The organism is Peribacillus sp. S4 (assembly GCF_046715815.1).
Lineage (GTDB): Bacteria > Bacillota > Bacilli > Bacillales > DSM-1321 > Peribacillus > Peribacillus frigoritolerans.
Map to the genome: position 1 here is coordinate 5,511,715 of NZ_CP175708.1, position 16,578 is coordinate 5,528,292.

Below are 16,578 nucleotides of genomic sequence, written 5' to 3' on the forward strand. Positions count from 1 at the left end.
TTTACTGACCTCCCTTTCCACTCGGCATTCCGCCACCGTTTGGCATCCCGCCGCTTGGCATACCGCTGCCGCTCTGCATTCTTATCTCGCCTCCTTGGCCTCCCCTCATTCCTTCGCCGCCACTGCCAGTGGAGCTTTCATTGATGGTGATAGGCAAGGAAACAAACTGTCCCTCTTCAAGCCCTGAAGTTATTTCAATATATCTATCGTTGCTGATTCCAGTCTCAACCACTTTCTTTGTACTGGCAGCTCCTTCAGTTGTACCGGATTGTTGTATATTCACATATTTCTCTTCCCCGTCGATTTGGACTGCTTCAATCGGAACATATAAGGCATCTTTTACACTATTCGTCAAAATGCTCACTTCAGTCGACATCCCAATTTTTATATCGCCGGGTTTGTCAATTTTGATAGTGACATCGAATGAAGAAACTCCATTCTCATATGTACCTTCCTTTGCTACACTGGTTACTTCCCCCGTAAATGTTTCATCTTCAAAGGCACTGGCTTTAATTTCAACCGTTTGTCCTTTTTTAACACTTGGAACATCCAATTCATCAACACTGATCGTGGTTTTCAATTTTTTATAATCCGTAACATGTGCCAACACTTCACTGCTTGATACACGATCCCCTTCTTCAACATCCATTGTTGTAACGGTACCATCGAATGGGGCCGTTATCGGGTCACTTCCATCCGTGAAGGTAATAAGTTCATCACCTTTCTCAACCAATTCATTCTTCTCTACAAGGACTTCGTCCACTTCACCCGTTACGGAAGATGTAATGTCCTCACTATTGATTGCGGCGACCGATCCGGAACCGCTTATTTGCACTTCAAGATTTCCCTTTTCAACTGTAGCCGTCACCGATTTCGCAATGACAGGCTCAGCATTGTCCTTCATGAAAAACCAAACGCTTCCCCCAATCACCAGCACTAAAACCGTACCTATCGTTATCAACTTTTTCATCACTTTTCTCCTTTCAGGTTTCCTTCGTTGAAACCAGTATCGTGAAAGAAGCTTAACTTTTCCTTAATGGTTTTGCTTGTGCGTAAAAAGAAAAAACTATGTCGAACGAAAAAAACTTTAATTCCAGCATTTGAATTTACAATATATTCTGAAAAATATATACTGATACTGTTATCGGAAAATGGTAATGAAAACCAAATCAATAATGATGAAGGGGGAACCAACTTGGCATCAAACGATTCAATCGCTAAGGAAACCGAGGTAAGCGCTTCCACGGACTATACCAAGATCGTCCAATCACAATCTTTTCAAGAACTCTTAAGGAAAAAACGCAATTTCATCGTCCCGCTATCCATCTTTTTCATGGTCTTTTATTTCACCCTACCCATACTAACTTCCTATTCTAAAGTTCTTAACTCAATTGCCTTCGGGGCAATCAGCTGGGCCTGGATTTTTGCCTTCGCCCAATTTATCATGACCTGGACTTTATGCATCCTCTATTCCAGAAAAGCGGCGACATTTGACCAATTAGTAGAAAAAATCGTTAAAGAGGCGAAAGGATAAAAGGTGAATTTACAATGAATTTTCTTGCTTTTATATTATTTCTTATCATTGTCGGACTAACATTAGTCATTACCTATTTTGCTTCACGGCGCACCAAAACAACCGCGGACTTTTATACGGCGGACAGCAGCCTCACTGGCTGGCAGAATGGCTGGGCCATTGCGGGAGATTATATGTCCGCCGCCTCATTTTTGGGAATAGCCGGCATGGTCGCTCTCTCTGGATTTGATGGTTTTTTCTATAGCATAGGTTTTCTGGTTGCGTACCTGGTCGTTCTTTATATCGTGGCCGAACCGCTTCGTAACCTTGGCAAGTATACATTGGCGGACATGATCGCTGCCCGTTTCAATGAAAAGAAAGTACGCGGGGTTGCTGCCCTTAACACCATTTCGATTTCAACCTTTTATATGATCGCCCAATTAGTCGGTGCAGGTGCCCTTATAAAACTCTTACTTGGAATTGATTATCTTTACTCCGTCATCATTGTAGGTATTTTAATGACCGTATATGTCGTATTCGGCGGTATGACGGCCACCAGTTGGGTCCAAATCGTTAAAGCCGTTTTATTGATGGCAGGTACATTCATCATCTCCATCATCGTGTTGGCGAAATTCGACTTTAGCGTGATCGAGATGTTCAGGCAGATGAAAACAGCCACCCCTTTGGGCGGGGATTTCCTTAACCCCGGTAATAAATTCAAGGATCCTTTGGATACTTTATCCCTTAATTTAGCGCTTGTACTCGGTACGGCTGGACTACCTCACATTCTCATCCGTTTCTTTACGGTGAAAGACGCCATCACAGCCCGAAAGTCCGTGGTATATGCCACTTGGATCATTGGCATCTTTTATATAATGACCATTTTCCTCGGCTTTGGAGCGGCAGCCTTTGTTGGTTATGACAAGATCATAGCCGCGAATGCGGCCGGCAATATGGCTGCTCCGCTGCTTGCGGAAGCCATTGGGGGAGACTTCCTGTTCGCCTTTGTCTCTGCAGTTGCTTTCGCTACCATTTTAGCGGTTGTGGCAGGTCTCGTTCTATCGGCAGCATCTGCTTTTGCCCATGACTTCTATGGCCACATCATCCGGAAAGGTCAAGCCACCGACAAAGAACAAGTCGTTGCTGCTCGTTGGGCATCCATCGGAGTATCCATCCTTTCCATCATCCTGGCCTTATTTGCCCAAAACATGAATGTCGCCTTTCTTGTTTCACTCGCCTTTGCCGTCGCTGCCAGTGCCAATCTGCCCATCATTGTCTTCACGGTATTCTGGAAACGTTTTAACACGACTGGGGCTGTAACAGGCATGTTAGTTGGACTGGTCAGTTCTTTATTGCTTGTATTCCTAAGTCCCAATGTCTGGTCTCCGGTGGAGGGAGCGGCAATATTCGTTGGGGAACCATTATTCCCGCTTGCCAACCCAGGCATCATCTCCATCCCGATTGGTTTTATCGCAGCCATCGCCGGAACACTTCTGTCAAGTAAGAAAGCTGATGCCAAAAAATTCGACGAAATTTTGGTTACTGCCAACACTGGGATGAAAGATCCTATATAAACTAGATTCATTATTATTTTAAAATATCAAAAAGAGAAAGGAGATCAGGCTTCGGCCTGCTCTCCTTTCTCTTTATTCAGAACATACCCATCAGGAAGATTCCCGTTAACTTCTCAATCTTACCTTCCTTCTATTGTACTTAGTTACTAACTGGTTCATGACTTCTGCAAAGATCAGTCCCATCGCAATGGCACCAGCCAGCATGAAAACTTTGGCTGCCAGCTGAACGGCGACATAAAAATCATTTCCGACAAAATGCTTCATCGCATCATACGACAAACCTCCAGGGACGAGGGGGATGATTCCCGATACATTGAAAATCGTGATCGGCGTTTTATACCTTTTAGCAAAATACTGGCTGATGACCGCAACGATAAATGCAGACGCTAATGTTGCAATGATGCTGTTTATCTCATTTTCAACCAGAGCAAAGTATAAGATCCACCCCAACATCCCCACGAAACCACATTGAAACAATGAATTCTTTGGTACATTGAAGATGACTCCAAAGGCGGCTGAGGCAATGAAACTTGTAATAAGCTGTGCAATCATCATTCTTCCTCCCCTAAAATCATAAGAAAACAAACGCGGCCGATATTCCTGCCCCAATGGCTAAAGCAGTCAAACCTGCATCAGCACCCTTGGATAGACCCGAAACCAAATGCCCTGCAATTAAATCCCTGGCTGCATTCGTTATTAATAGCCCTGGCACAAGCGGCATTACCGCTCCGATGATTATCGTGTCCAAATTACTCCCTACTCCAATCTGGACAAAGAACATAGCTACTAATCCTACGACTAAAGAGGCGATGAATTCAGCAAAAAAACGGACTTCCAGTAACCAGTGCAAATAAAGCAGGCATGAGAATCCCATTCCTCCAGCTATGCAGGACCAGATGAAATCACTCCACTGTCCTTGGAACATGATTAAAAAGCAGCCGCTCGCTATAAATGCAGCAAAGACCTGCACCCACATGGGATACCCCATCCCGGCCTTTTCGATTTGTTTTAACCGTATATATGCTTCCTCCGGTGTCATTTCCTTGCTGGAAATGCTTCGGGATATACTATTAACCAGCGTCACCTTATGTAAATCTGTAGATCGTTGGGAAACCCGGATCAATTTTGAAGCTGGGTGCATGCCATCCAGCGAAAAAATAATTCCAGTAGGGGTTGAAAAACTGTGTGATTCACCGCACCCAAATGCTGCAGCGATTCTAACCATCGTATCTTCCACCCTTGATGTTTCCGCTCCGTTCTGAAGCATGATTTTTCCCGCAAGTAAACATACATCTATAATTTCATTGTATGGTAAACGATCATCCATTTTATCCTCTCCATTACTTCCTGCATGAGTTTCGCTCAATAACAGATAAATGATCACACCAATTTAAATCCACCTCATAATAGCCCAATTCCTATGAAAAGGATATATAAATATTACCTATTTAATTTATCAATTCCATTAACCTTTCACTACTATCTTCTAATACCAGTATTCCCCTTATTCCATGCCGAAACCATTTAGTTAGAAGAAAATTCAATTATATCCATAATTAAAAGGAGTGCAGACACGGTCACTGCATCCCCCTTTTCCTATCCTGCTGTACGACTATACTCCCTTTTGAATGAAGCAATTCACGGTTTCATTAAACAAATCGCTTTCTTCCATGAACGGACAATGGCAACTCTCTTCAAAGATTACTAGTTTGGAATTCGGAATGTTTTTATGCAAATGTTCCCCAGCTGCTACAGGAATGACTTTTTCATGCCTTCCAAAACAGAGAAGTGTAGGTACATTAATTGCTGGCAAGAAGTCACGATAGTCCACAATCGATTGGTCAAATAGAATGCTGCCAGCAATGGATTCCGGCATTTTGGTCACTTCCCCAAGCATCCAGCCTGCATCCTCTGCAGATAATTCATTGTTGAACATGGAAGCAAGGAATTTATTCAAAAATGGGGTACGATTCGTTTGAATTTCTGTCATGAAGGCAATCAACGTTTCCATATCAAATGCACCGATATGAAAATCGGGCCACTTAAAATCAGAGGCCAATTCATCCACGATCACAGTTGAATGAACATTTCCCTCACCGAATTGCTTAAGATAATCCCAAACGACAAATGCCCCCATCGACCACCCTACAAGTATGACATCCTTTAATCCCAGTTCACCTATGAACGCATGAAGATCTTTTGCATAAACGGAGACCGTATTTCCGTAATGTACATGATTTGACTGGCCATGACTTCTTAAATCAAGCAATATCGTTCTATATTTTCCTGAAAAGTACGGCAGCTGCCTTTTAAAGAACCGGCTGCTCATCCACACACCATGGATAAAGATAATCGGTCTCCCCTGGCCCTTTTCTTCATAAAATAACCGAACGCCTTCTTCCACCTCAACAAATGCCATTCTATCCCTCCTTCTCGATATTTTCACCATCCATCCCCCATTATTATTTATTGCCTTTATTCTTTTAACATTCCTTCCTATAAAAAAATATTGTCAAACCCGATTTTAGAGTTGATAATGAAGTATATTTTTATTGATATCTTCATCCTGAAAGGACGGAATTTAAATGAAGAGCTTTATCAAAAACTATCGATCCTCTTTAATACTGCTCACTGCCATCATTATCGGTGGGATAGCGGGCGTGGTTTTCGGGGAGAAAACCTCGATCATACAGCCGCTAGGGGACTTATTCTTAAATCTGATGTTCACGATCATCGTGCCATTGGTATTTTTCAGCATTGCTTCAGCGATTGCCAATATGAGCGGAATGAAGCGTCTCGGAAAAATCATGGGAAGTATCGTTCTCGTTTTCCTGACAACAGCCGCTTTAGCTGCCGTCATTGGATTTATTGGGACAACCATCGTCAATCCGTTGGAGGGCACTGATACGACAGCCATTAAAGAACTGATGGAAAACAGTTCCCCTGAAGAGACCATCGAAGAAGTTTCCTTCTTCAGTCAACTGGTCAGCACTGTAACCGTTTCCGACTTTCCAGAACTGTTCTCCAGAAGCAATATGCTTCAGCTTATCGTTTTCTCAGTATTAATCGGACTTTCCACTGCACTGGCTGGTGAGAAAGCAAGACCGATTACTGAGTTTTTGACAGCAGGTACAGCTGTCATGATGAAGGTCGTCAAAATCGTCATGCACTATGCGCCAATTGGACTTGGTGCTTATTTTGCGGCGATTATCGGGCAGCTTGGGCCTCAGATTTTAGAAGGATATGCTCGCACTTTCATTCTTTATCTAGTCTTGGCCATGATTTATTATTTCGGCTTCTTCACTTTGTATGCCTTTATCGCCGGCGGGAAAGATGGAGTTAAACTATTTTGGAAAAATGCCCTGACACCATCCATTACAGCCATCGCAACTTGTTCAAGTGCCGCGTCCATTCCAGTCAACCTGGAATCAGTCAAGAAAATGGGCGTGCCTAAGGATATAGCGGAGACTGTCATCCCACTCGGAGCCAACACTCATAAAGATGGTTCGGTATTCGGCGGTGTATTGAAAATCGTTTTCCTATTCAGCTTATTTGGAAAGGATATGACAAGCATTTCAAGCATTTTAAGTATACTTGCTGTTGCCTTTTTGGTTGGAGCTGTTATGGGTGCCATTCCTGGGGGAGGCATGATTGGGGAAATGTTGATTCTTAGCGTATTCGGCTTCCCTGTAGAAGTCCTTCCTATCATTGCCGTTATATCCACGATCATCGATGCTCCCGCTACATTGCTTAACTCAACAGGAAACACGGTTTGTGCCATGCTTGTCACAAGGCTTGTTGAGGGGAAAAACTGGTTAAAACAAGCTTTCGTTAAAGAAAACTCAGCCGTATGATTCTTATGACTGACTGGCTCCTGGTTAAAACAGGGGCCAGTTTTTTCATTTTCACGACTTTTGACAAGGGGTTCCTTCCCCTTGCATAGAATTAAAGATTGAAGGAGGGAATGGAATGTTAATGAAATGCCTACCTGCGGCAATCCTTATCACGGGACTATCCTATATTTTTCTTATACCGGAAGAGCCTTTGATCATAAAAATACTGTTCAAGGTACTCCCCATGTTATTGATTTTGCTCTACGCCCGCACTAATGTAGGAAGACGGGGGCATTACCAATCCTTAATCCTTCTTGGTTTATTCTTTTGCATGCTTGGAGATGGTTTGTTGATTTGGTTCGTCATCGGGCTTTCCGCCTTCTTGATCGGCCACCTTTTCTATATTTCGGCATTCTTTGGACGATGGAACTTTTCATGGCTCCGATTTGCGACGATTCTTCCGATTAGCATTTACTCCACTTGGATTAGCCGTGAAATGCTACATTCATTAATCGAAAAAGGTGAACATAACCTCATCATCCCTGTGATCTGCTATGTAACGGTCATCTCCCTTATGGGCTGGGCAGCATTTATGACCGGAAATGCGGCCGCAATCATCGGCGGGCTCCTCTTCATGATTTCCGACTCCATTTTATCTTGGAACAAGTTTATTGATGATGTTGCCTTTTCAGGTCCACTGATCATGCTTACCTACTATGCAGCACAGTTTTGCATCGCTAACAGCATCCGTAGGAAACCTCCCTTACATGTATCGAGAGGTTTGAAAAGTGAACGGCCTATCCAGTGAATCTAATGTCCAATCGTTCCACATGAAACATTTACATTATAAAAAAGGCATTCACAGTTCTGCTTGAACTGTGGACGCCTTTTCTTATCCTTTAATTTTCTTAATGAAGACTACTTTTAAATAATTCCCTTCCTTATACTCAGGAATTGTTTTAAAATCAGCCGGCAATGAGAATTGTTCCATGATTTCATACTTTCCATTCATTTCCTTGAAAGCAACATCAATGAAGTTCTTGAATTTTTTCATGTCGAACGTACTGCAATTAGTTGAGGCGATAATCACCCCGTTGTCTTCCGTAATGGAAATGGTATCCTTCAGTAGATTCGTATAGTCTTTTCCGGCACTGAAAGTAAACTTCTTCGATTTGGCAAAGCTAGGCGGATCAAGGATGACCATTTCAAATTTCAAGGCTTTCTTCACCGCATATTTAAAATACTTGAAAACATCCATCACCACGATATTGTGATCTTCAGGATCTATCCCATTCACACTGAACTGCTCGATCGTCTTTGGTAAACTTCGATTCGCCAGGTCGACACTCGTTGTTTTAACAGCACCGCCTAAAGCGGCAAACACGGAGAATGCTCCCGTATAGGAGAACATATTCAAAACCGTTTTCCCTTTTGCGTATTCATCGCGGATTTTCCGTCTGACATCGCGTTGATCAAGGAAGACACCGACCATTGCGCCATCATTCAGATAAACAGCAAAATGGACTCCATTTTCCTTTACAAGAAGCGGAAATTCCGGCTGTTCGCCCATGACAAAATCGTCTTCATCCACGTACTGTCCCTTTGTATCAAAGCGTTTCTTCTGATAAATCGATTTGACCTCGACCGTTTCCTGCAATGCCTTAATGATGTAGTCCTTAAAGGAATATATTCCTTTGCTATACCAGCTAATGACAAAATGGCCATCATAATGATCAATGATTAAACCGCCAATTCCATCACCTTCCCCATTAAACAAGCGGAAAGCTGTAGTCTCCCCATCTTCAAAAAAAGACTTTCGGAATTCATATGCAGCCTGGATTTTTCCGTTAAAGAAGGATTGATCGATCTTTTCATTCTCTCTTCGGGTCAATATCCAGCCATAGCCCTTATTCTGTATGCCATAATATCCTTTTGCCAGAAAGCGGTTGTTCTCATCCACCAAGCGCACCAAGGATCCCTCTTCCTGAAGGTCATTAAGATTGGCTATCGACTCTTTAACAATCAAGGGAAAACCCTTGCTGATTTTACTCACGAACTTAGCTTTCACTTTTATATCGATTTCTTTTCCCATCTATATCATCCTATCTTTGCAAATGCTTTCCTCCCCATTTTACCCTAATCCCCTTATAAATAAAAACCAGCCCGGTTCCTTAACCTGGCTGGTTTCCAAGAAAACTTTGATTATGAAACTTCCAAATGAAGATCGCCTGGCTTAACTTTACCCATCATCTTCAATACGCGATGTAAGGCAAGCGTGATCACAGCTGGCAATACCATCCCCACTGCCACATAAACCAAGAACGTGTATAGCCCCTGACCGGTAATGATGGCAATCGGGGCAATCATTGAACTTAACCCCATGCCTCCAAGCTCATACGGCACTTGAAAATCGAATGCCAAGGTAGCGATAGGCGCACAGATGATTGCCGCCACAAAAGGCGGAACTACATATAATGGTTTTTTGATCAGGTTAGGAAATTGAACTTTTGGCGTAACGACCATCTGTGCCAGGAACCCGCCCATATCATTATCTTTATAAGACATGACAGTGAACCCGACAAACTGAACCGTACATCCGATTAGGGCTGCAGCACTGGAAACGGGATCCAATTGCAGGGCGATCGCCAATGCGGCGGAAGACGCCGGTGTCATCAATAAAATGCTCCATACCAAGGCTATGACCATGGAACCGATTAATGGGGAACCCTCGACCGCAGCGGTAGTTTGACTGCTTATCCATGTTAGGAGCGGAGTGGTGACAAGAGCCAGGCCATATCCCGAAACTCCACCGACAAGAACGGCACCCATTGGGATGGCCATGATGTCCAACTTCGTTTTGCCGATTATGCGCTTACCTATATATGTTGCAATCACCGCTGCCAAGACAGCACTTAGCGGCTGGCCCGTAACAATCGTGAAGGCACCCTCAGCCGTTTTGTGAATGGCAGCACCTCCAACAGCACTTGAAGCCATGGCGCTAAAAATAATTAATGAATTCCCTCCTAGCTGATAGGCGATTCCTGCTCCTAAAGCTGGTGCCAGCAAGACCTTCGCGGCCCCGCCTATTGCCAGAAAGACCTCCCAACCTAAATATCCCCCTATGGATTCAAACAATAACCCGATCCCTAATGTAACCAAAACAGCGTTGGCTATCCCCGTTGATGCCTTGTACATTCGATCGCTGATGTATTCTTTCCTGCTCACTATATCTCCACTCCTTGTTAATTATCAGAATATTCAATTTAGGAAAATCAAAAAAAAAATAAAGGTCTTCTTTTAAAAAGCCTAATAAGTATATCGTACCGCTGCCCGAATGTCTGTTAATGTCTGTTAATGTCTGTTAATGTCTGTTAATGTCTGTTAATGTCTGTTCGTATAATAACATGAATTTTCTGATAATGTAAGTAATATTTTTATTCCAAAAAAATAAAAGCGCTTTCAAAAATAAAGGTTTAACACATTACTATTCAATATAAATCAATAATTCATTATTTCAAAATAAGTTACCCCCTTTTAAGGATGCCTACATGGAAATATTTTGGAGCATTTGCCACAAAAAAAGAATCCGATTAAGGATTCTCTCATTAGCTGTATTTATGCCTTTTCTAATAAATATCATCCTATTTTTGAAATCCTTCCAATTTGGCAAAAGTGTCCTTCAAATATTGGTAAAATAATTTCTCCGTTGGCATCAGTTCCCTATCAGTCGGAACGATGACTCCTACAGCCCTGGTAACGGAAGGTTCCTCCAGCGGCAATCTAACCGTAAAACGCGGCAAGCTATCAATCAAGGAAATCTCAGGTATCAAAGTTATACCCAGACCTGCCGCCACCAGGCCTTTTATGGCATCAGTATCTTTCCCTTCAAATGCCACTTCCGGTTCAAAGCCATGCAATTTGCAAGCTTTCATAACGAGATCCCTTAAAACATAACCCTTTGGAGATAAGATGAACGGATTTCCTTGAAGCTCATTCAAGGATAGTGATTTCTTCAGGGCCAAAGGATGGCTTTCTGGCAGAAGGGCAACTAAGTTCTCAATAAACAGCGTTTCCCCTTTGATTTTCTTTTCATTCATCGGCAGGGGGCCAATCAAGGCCATGTTAATGTTTCCTTTAATCACAGAATCTATCAGGTAGCGATAGGAACCTTGTTTCAATGTGAATTTCGCCTGGGGGTAACTTTCCCTGAAGTCGGAAATGACCCTTGGCAATACATAAGAAGCCAAACTGCTGGGAAAGCCAATGCGGATTGTCCCTTTTTCCGGATCCAGACTTTCGGCCATCTCACGCTTGGCACGATTGATTATATCCATAGCTTGTTCCATATGAGATAAAAATGTATGGCCTATAGGCGTCAATCTAATCTTTCGGCCTTCCCTGATAAATAAGGGCACACCCAGCTCTTCTTCTAAATTGTATATTTGGCGACTGACAGCAGACTGGGCAACATGCAAATCCACTGCTGCTTCCGTCATATGTTCACGCTTTGCCACTTCAATGAAATATTCAATTTGCCTTAATTCCAATCTAAGCTCCCTCTTTCATATCAAAACAGCATGTTATTTATCTAATATTCAGATTGTTCGTTTCATTCTTAAATTATATCATGAAAGTATCATATAAAAACCGATAGACTTACCCTATTTAATATTTTATGACTTTAACTAAAGGAGAGAAAACAATGACCACTTCACAGGAAGTCGAACATGAGGAATTGCAGGTTGCCAGAGAGTTCGTACGTCAAGTATACGCGCAGGTAAAGGAACGTAATCCTCACGAAAGTGAATTCCATCAAGCCGTAAAGGAGATATTCCTTTCATTGGTCCCGGTTTTTGCAAAACATCCAGAATATATGAAAAGCGGGATATTGGAGAGGCTTGTAGAACCCGAAAGAATGATCACCTTCCGTGTCTCTTGGGTTGATGACCTGGGAAATGTTCAAGTCAACCGTGGTTTTCGTGTGCAATTCAACAGTGCAATCGGACCATTCAAAGGCGGTCTCCGTTTCCACCCCACTGTCAATTCCAGCATCATAAAGTTTCTTGGTTTCGAGCAAATCTTTAAAAACTCGCTTACTGGCCAGCCGATCGGTGGGGGTAAAGGCGGATCGGACTTCGATCCAAAAGGAAAATCGGATGCGGAAATCATGCGTTTTTGCCAAAGCTTCATGTCAGAACTATCTCGTTATATCGGCCCTGATACAGACGTACCGGCTGGTGATATCGGAGTCGGTGCAAGGGAGATCGGGTACTTGTTCGGCCAGTATAAAAAGATGCAAGGCAGCTACCATGCCGGTGTTTTAACCGGTAAAGGCATAAGTTACGGCGGAAGCTTGGCCCGTACAGAGGCGACTGGATATGGAACGGTTTACTTTGTCGAAGAAATGCTAAAAGACAAAGGGTTACAATTCCATGGCAGCACTGTCGTTATCTCAGGGTCTGGCAATGTATCCATTTATGCCATTGAAAAAGCTACACAGCTAGGCGCTAAAGTTGTTGCATGCAGCGACTCCAATGGCTACATATATGATGAAAATGGCCTGAATCTTGATACAGTCAGACGTCTAAAAGAAGTGGAACGAAAACGTTTAAGCGAGTATGTCGATGCGCACCCGGAGGCTGTATACCATGAAGGAAGCTACGGCATCTGGTCTGTACCATGCGACATCGCACTGCCTTGTGCCACACAAAACGAAATCGATGAAGAAGCAGCAAAATTACTGGTCAAAAATAATGTGAAGGCAGTCGGTGAGGGCGCTAATATGCCTTCAACCCTTGAGGCCATTGATGTATTCCTTAATAACGGCATCCTTTTTGGACCAGCAAAAGCAGCCAATGCAGGCGGCGTAGCCGTGTCTGCACTCGAAATGGCCCAAAACAGTGCCAGGATGCCTTGGACTTTCGAAGAAGTCGATGCCAAGCTGCATGAGATCATGAAAAATATCTATAAAAACAGCATAGAGGCTGCCGAAGCATATGGTGCGCCTGGCAATTTAGTTGTCGGGGCCAATATTGCCGGATTCCTTAAAGTGGCGGATGCGATGCTGACTCAAGGTGTACTCTAGCAATCAATGGATGTAATGGGCGGTTCCGATACGGGGCCGCCTAAAAAAATGAACTACTTTTCTATCTCCTCTTATTGATATCATTTCAAGCTGAATATCCACACTAAGATCACATCAATGAGATCAAAACATTTCTTTCTCACTACAAAAAGAGTGCCGGAAGATTTCCGGCACTCTTTTTGTTTGGGAGACAATCACTCTTTGGTGACCAATTTCAATGGAACGGATATTGTGTCATCCACTTTGTCGCCTTTTAAGATCTTTTCAGCCGCATTAACCGCTTCTTTACCGATAAGCGCCGGTTGTTGGGCGATTGTAGCTTTTAGTTCACCGCTTTCAACTGCTTTCAATGCATCATCATTTCCGTCAAAGCCAACGACGATGATGTCTTTGCCTGCCGCCTTGATTGCTTCAATGGCTCCTAGTGCCATTTCATCATTATGGGCGAATACCGCTTGGATGTCTTTATTGCCTTGCAGGATATTTTCCATTACGTTAAGCCCTTTTGTCCGGTCGAATTCCGCCGTTTGACTTGTCAGGACCTCTAACTGCTTGTCCGCAATATTGTGGAAACCTTTCCCGCGTTCACGAGTTGCAGATGCTCCGGATACCCCTTCAAGTTCCACTACTTTCGCTTTTTCGCCAAGCTCTTTAACTAGATATTCTGCAGCCATTTCCCCGCCAGCCACATTATCGGAAGCGATGAACGTTTCAATGTCGCCTTCGTCTGAAGAGCGGTCAATCGTGATAACGGGAATGCCCGCATCATTTGCATCTTTAACGGCTGAAGATATTGCCGCAGAGTCAGTTGGATTCACAAGAAGGACATCAACCTTTTGAAGGATTAAATCTTCAATTCCGCTGATTTGTTTTGCCGTATCATCCTGGGCGTCAACAACTGTGACTTTCATGCCCTTTTCTTTTGCCTTTTTTTCAATGCCATCTTTTAAGGAAACGAAGAATGGGTTGTTTAAAGTAGAGATGCTGACCCCGACTTTCACGTCTTTCATCGAGTCTTTCTTTTCTTTTTTATCATCTGTTAGACCAGAATCCATTGAACAGGCAGCCAAGACCATTAAAGAAAGAACCATGATGATCGATACTATTTTTTTCATTGATTACACCTCTTCTTATGATTTTTTACGGTCAAGTAAGACCGCGATTAATATAACTGCACCTTTTACCACTTGCTGGTAGAAGGAGGATACACCAAGTAAGTTCATGCCGTTATTCAAGGTACCGATGATCAGGACACCCACCAGCGTACCGAACAACCGCCCTTTACCGCCTGAAAGGCTCGTTCCGCCCAGCACCACGGCTGCGATGGCATCCATTTCATAGGATTGTCCTGCCGTCGGCTGTGCCGAATTCAGACGCGACGTTAAAATGGCACCGGCAATTGCCGCCATCGTACCGGCCAGACCATATATGGCCACCTTGACCCGGTCAACTTTAATCCCCGAAATCCGGGAAGCCCTTTCATTTCCGCCGATGGCATATGTTTTACGGCCAAAGGATGTTTTATGAAGCAGGAACCATAGGATCATGAAAGCGATGATCATCACAACGGCCGGTACTGGCACTCCCAGGAAGTAACCTCTCCCAAGCATCTGGAACATAACCGAATCGCCAATTCCAGTAATCGGCTTTCCATCCGTGTACACAAGCGTTAATCCCCGGAAAATCGTCATGGTGGCCAGTGTCACGATGAAAGGGGCCATCTTACCCTTTGAAACGAGTATCCCATTGATTACACCCATTATCGCACCTAGTAGAATGCCTACCAATATTGCTAAAATCGGATCTAATCCCGAGACCATCATACCAGCCATGAGTGCGCTGGATAGAGCTAAAATGGAACCGACGGATAAGTCGATGCCGCCTGTCAATATGATAAAGGTCATTCCAAATGCAATAAGTGCATTGATGGAGGTTTGACGCAATAAATTCAAAATATTATTCGGTTCCATGAATGATGGATTTAAAACGGTTATTACGATAAATAAAAGTACCAGGGCGAGTAACGGACCAAATTTTTGCCAAATCCCGCTTTTCCCTGTAGCCTCAAGTTTCATCCTAGTTCCCTCCTGTCGCCAATGCCATAATTTTTTCTTGCGTCGCTTCCTGCTTTAACAATTCCCCAGCAATCTCACCTTCGTGAACCACAAGGATTCTATCGCTCATTCCAATGATTTCCGGAAGTTCTGAGGAAACCATGATGATGGCGATGCCTCGCTCCGTCAATTCATTCATCAATTCGTAAATTTCACGTTTTGCACCAACATCTATGCCCCGGGTCGGTTCATCCATAATTAAAACTTTAGGGGAAGTGCCGATCCATTTGGCGATTACCACCTTCTGTTGATTTCCTCCGGATAGGTTGCCGATGACCGTTTCAGCAGAAGATGTCTTCACGTGAAGGCGCTTAATCATCATTTCGGCAAAGTTCATCTCATCCTCCGTTTTCACGATACCGCTAGGAGCAAAACTCTTGAGATTCGGCAAGCCGATATTTTCCCTTACAGAAAAGTCCAGGATCAATCCCTCTTCTTTACGATTTTCCGTAATGAAAGCCAGGCCGTGTCGTACTGCATCCGTTGGTTTTCGTATGGAAACTTTCCTGCCTTCAATGGTGATTTCACCGCTGTCTATTTGGTCGACACCAAAAAGGGCGCGCATTATTTCCGTTCTGCCTGCTCCCATCAATCCGGCTACACCGACAATCTCACCTTGCCGAACCGATAAATGGATATCTTCAAAAAGCCCCTTTCTGGTTAAACCTTTCACATCAAGGACTATGTCGCCAGCATTCGCTTCACGATGAGGAAAACGGTCCTCCAGCTCCCGCCCGACCATTTTCTGAACGACTTCATCGAAATTCGTTTCTGCAATTCTTTTCGTATCGACTGTCTTTCCGTCTCGCATTACGGTGATCCTGTCACAAATGGCGAATATTTCTTCCATTCGGTGAGAAATATAAACAAGCGATACACCCTTTTTGGTAAGCCCCTTCATCACTTCAAAGAGCTTCTCTATTTCCCTATCAGTTAAAGCGGCTGTGGGCTCGTCCATGATGATGACTTCGGCATCCGTCATGAGCGCCTTGGCAATTTCAATCATTTGCTGTTCACCGACAGAACAGAATCCGGCTTCCTTATCAAAAGGAAGGGAAATATTAAGTGTTTTAAAAATCTCCTTTGCACGCGCTTTCATTTGTTTCGTCTTCAGGACACCGAAGGGATTCACCATTTCCCTGCCGATAAATAGATTCTCCAGCACGGTCATTTCGGGCCAAATATTCAATTCCTGACGGATAAAGGCCATTCCTGCCTCTTCGGCTTCCTTTGAATCCCTGAAGGAGGTTTCTTTACCGTTAATCTCGATCGTTCCTTGATCTTGTTTATGCAGCCCGGTCAAAATGTTCATCAAGGTTGATTTCCCTGCTCCATTCTCCCCCATTAGTGCATGTACTTCCCCAGCCTCTAAAGAAAAATGAACACCTTCCAATACCTTGTTTTGACCAAATGCTTTATAAATATTGTGCATTTCGATTTGCATGCTCATCATCTCATT

15 protein-coding genes are annotated in these 16,578 nt (G+C 43.5%); 5 read left to right on the forward strand and 10 right to left on the reverse strand.

What is annotated here, in order from left to right; all coding sequences use genetic code 11:
• Window position 1 precedes the first annotated feature (1 nt).
• Window positions 2-970 carry an efflux RND transporter periplasmic adaptor subunit gene (locus tag ACJ9PY_RS26495; protein ID WP_411739314.1) on the reverse strand — a complete coding sequence of 323 codons (969 nt, stop codon included), beginning with the start codon at window positions 968-970 and terminating at the stop codon, window positions 2-4.
• Between the two features lie 225 nt (window positions 971-1,195).
• Here ACJ9PY_RS26495 and ACJ9PY_RS26500 point away from each other — a divergent pair, with 225 nt between their 5' ends.
• Window positions 1,196-1,534: a DUF485 domain-containing protein gene (locus ACJ9PY_RS26500; RefSeq protein ID WP_063589618.1), complete on the forward strand. Its 339-nt coding sequence runs from the start codon at window positions 1,196-1,198 to the stop codon at window positions 1,532-1,534.
• A gap of 14 nt (window positions 1,535-1,548) precedes the next feature.
• On the forward strand, window positions 1,549-3,087 hold the full coding sequence (locus ACJ9PY_RS26505) for a cation acetate symporter (RefSeq protein WP_411739315.1): 1,539 nt from the start codon (window positions 1,549-1,551) through the stop codon (window positions 3,085-3,087).
• 105 nt (window positions 3,088-3,192) lie between these two features.
• Here ACJ9PY_RS26505 and ACJ9PY_RS26510 read toward each other — a convergent pair whose 3' ends face one another.
• From ACJ9PY_RS26510 to ACJ9PY_RS26520, 3 genes are all read right to left on the reverse strand, one after another.
• A complete protein-coding gene (locus ACJ9PY_RS26510) occupies window positions 3,193-3,642 on the reverse strand; it encodes a threonine/serine exporter family protein (protein ID WP_170956501.1) in 450 nt (149 codons plus the stop codon).
• A gap of 16 nt (window positions 3,643-3,658) precedes the next feature.
• The gene (locus ACJ9PY_RS26515) at window positions 3,659-4,414 is read right to left on the reverse strand and encodes a threonine/serine exporter family protein (protein ID WP_283929722.1); all 756 of its coding nucleotides are present in this window, start codon (window positions 4,412-4,414) and stop codon (window positions 3,659-3,661) included.
• Window positions 4,415-4,699: 285 nt separating this feature from the next.
• Window positions 4,700-5,506, reverse strand: coding sequence for an alpha/beta fold hydrolase (locus ACJ9PY_RS26520; RefSeq protein WP_411739316.1), 807 nt, complete (start codon window positions 5,504-5,506; stop codon window positions 4,700-4,702).
• Between the two features lie 166 nt (window positions 5,507-5,672).
• On the opposite strand from ACJ9PY_RS26520, the gene ACJ9PY_RS26525 reads away from it, so the two are divergent.
• Complete coding sequence (locus tag ACJ9PY_RS26525; RefSeq protein WP_411739317.1) at window positions 5,673-6,941, forward strand: dicarboxylate/amino acid:cation symporter; 1,269 nt, start codon at window positions 5,673-5,675, stop codon at window positions 6,939-6,941.
• Between the two features lie 115 nt (window positions 6,942-7,056).
• The gene (locus ACJ9PY_RS26530) at window positions 7,057-7,728 is read left to right on the forward strand and encodes a lysoplasmalogenase (protein ID WP_098864451.1); all 672 of its coding nucleotides are present in this window, start codon (window positions 7,057-7,059) and stop codon (window positions 7,726-7,728) included.
• Between the two features lie 84 nt (window positions 7,729-7,812).
• On the opposite strand, the gene ACJ9PY_RS26535 is transcribed toward ACJ9PY_RS26530, so the two are convergent.
• From ACJ9PY_RS26535 to ACJ9PY_RS26545, 3 genes are all read right to left on the reverse strand, one after another.
• Window positions 7,813-9,012 (reverse strand): class I SAM-dependent rRNA methyltransferase, encoded by a 1,200-nt coding sequence (locus ACJ9PY_RS26535; RefSeq protein ID WP_411739318.1) that lies wholly within the window; start codon window positions 9,010-9,012, stop codon window positions 7,813-7,815.
• 110 nt (window positions 9,013-9,122) lie between these two features.
• Window positions 9,123-10,115, reverse strand: coding sequence for a PTS transporter subunit IIC (locus ACJ9PY_RS26540; protein WP_048685684.1), 993 nt, complete (start codon window positions 10,113-10,115; stop codon window positions 9,123-9,125).
• Window positions 10,116-10,561: 446 nt separating this feature from the next.
• On the reverse strand, window positions 10,562-11,467 hold the full coding sequence (locus tag ACJ9PY_RS26545) for a LysR family transcriptional regulator (protein ID WP_411739319.1): 906 nt from the start codon (window positions 11,465-11,467) through the stop codon (window positions 10,562-10,564).
• A gap of 155 nt (window positions 11,468-11,622) precedes the next feature.
• Between ACJ9PY_RS26545 and gdhA the strand changes: the two genes are divergently transcribed.
• Window positions 11,623-13,005, forward strand: coding sequence for an NADP-specific glutamate dehydrogenase (gene gdhA, locus ACJ9PY_RS26550; protein WP_187050305.1), 1,383 nt, complete (start codon window positions 11,623-11,625; stop codon window positions 13,003-13,005).
• A gap of 194 nt (window positions 13,006-13,199) precedes the next feature.
• On the opposite strand, the gene rbsB is transcribed toward gdhA, so the two are convergent.
• Genes rbsB through ACJ9PY_RS26565 form a run of 3 tightly spaced genes read right to left on the reverse strand, consistent with a single transcriptional unit; the run spans window position 13,200 to window position 16,563 of the window.
• A complete protein-coding gene (rbsB, locus tag ACJ9PY_RS26555) occupies window positions 13,200-14,120 on the reverse strand; it encodes a ribose ABC transporter substrate-binding protein RbsB (RefSeq protein ID WP_328130533.1) in 921 nt (306 codons plus the stop codon).
• Window positions 14,121-14,135: 15 nt separating this feature from the next.
• Window positions 14,136-15,080 (reverse strand): ABC transporter permease, encoded by a 945-nt coding sequence (locus ACJ9PY_RS26560; RefSeq protein WP_034316083.1) that lies wholly within the window; start codon window positions 15,078-15,080, stop codon window positions 14,136-14,138.
• A 1-nt stretch (window position 15,081) separates the two neighbouring features.
• On the reverse strand, window positions 15,082-16,563 hold the full coding sequence (locus ACJ9PY_RS26565; RefSeq protein ID WP_336058831.1) for a sugar ABC transporter ATP-binding protein: 1,482 nt from the start codon (window positions 16,561-16,563) through the stop codon (window positions 15,082-15,084).
• Window positions 16,564-16,578 lie beyond the last annotated feature (15 nt).

Coding starts and splice junctions, on each gene's coding strand:
- ACJ9PY_RS26495 (WP_411739314.1), bottom strand. CDS start 970: ATGAAAAAGTTGATAACGATAGGTACGGTTTTAGTGCTGGTGATTGGG.
- ACJ9PY_RS26505 (WP_411739315.1), top strand. CDS start 1,549: ATGAATTTTCTTGCTTTTATATTATTTCTTATCATTGTCGGACTAACA.
- ACJ9PY_RS26510 (WP_170956501.1), bottom strand. CDS start 3,642: ATGATGATTGCACAGCTTATTACAAGTTTCATTGCCTCAGCCGCCTTT.
- ACJ9PY_RS26515 (WP_283929722.1), bottom strand. CDS start 4,414: ATGGATGATCGTTTACCATACAATGAAATTATAGATGTATGTTTACTT.
- ACJ9PY_RS26520 (WP_411739316.1), bottom strand. CDS start 5,506: ATGGCATTTGTTGAGGTGGAAGAAGGCGTTCGGTTATTTTATGAAGAA.
- ACJ9PY_RS26525 (WP_411739317.1), top strand. CDS start 5,673: ATGAAGAGCTTTATCAAAAACTATCGATCCTCTTTAATACTGCTCACT.
- ACJ9PY_RS26530 (WP_098864451.1), top strand. CDS start 7,057: ATGTTAATGAAATGCCTACCTGCGGCAATCCTTATCACGGGACTATCC.
- ACJ9PY_RS26535 (WP_411739318.1), bottom strand. CDS start 9,012: ATGGGAAAAGAAATCGATATAAAAGTGAAAGCTAAGTTCGTGAGTAAA.
- ACJ9PY_RS26540 (WP_048685684.1), bottom strand. CDS start 10,115: ATGTACAAGGCATCAACGGGGATAGCCAACGCTGTTTTGGTTACATTA.
- gdhA (WP_187050305.1), top strand. CDS start 11,623: ATGACCACTTCACAGGAAGTCGAACATGAGGAATTGCAGGTTGCCAGA.
- rbsB (WP_328130533.1), bottom strand. CDS start 14,120: ATGAAAAAAATAGTATCGATCATCATGGTTCTTTCTTTAATGGTCTTG.
- ACJ9PY_RS26560 (WP_034316083.1), bottom strand. CDS start 15,080: ATGAAACTTGAGGCTACAGGGAAAAGCGGGATTTGGCAAAAATTTGGT.
- ACJ9PY_RS26565 (WP_336058831.1), bottom strand. CDS start 16,563: ATGCAAATCGAAATGCACAATATTTATAAAGCATTTGGTCAAAACAAG.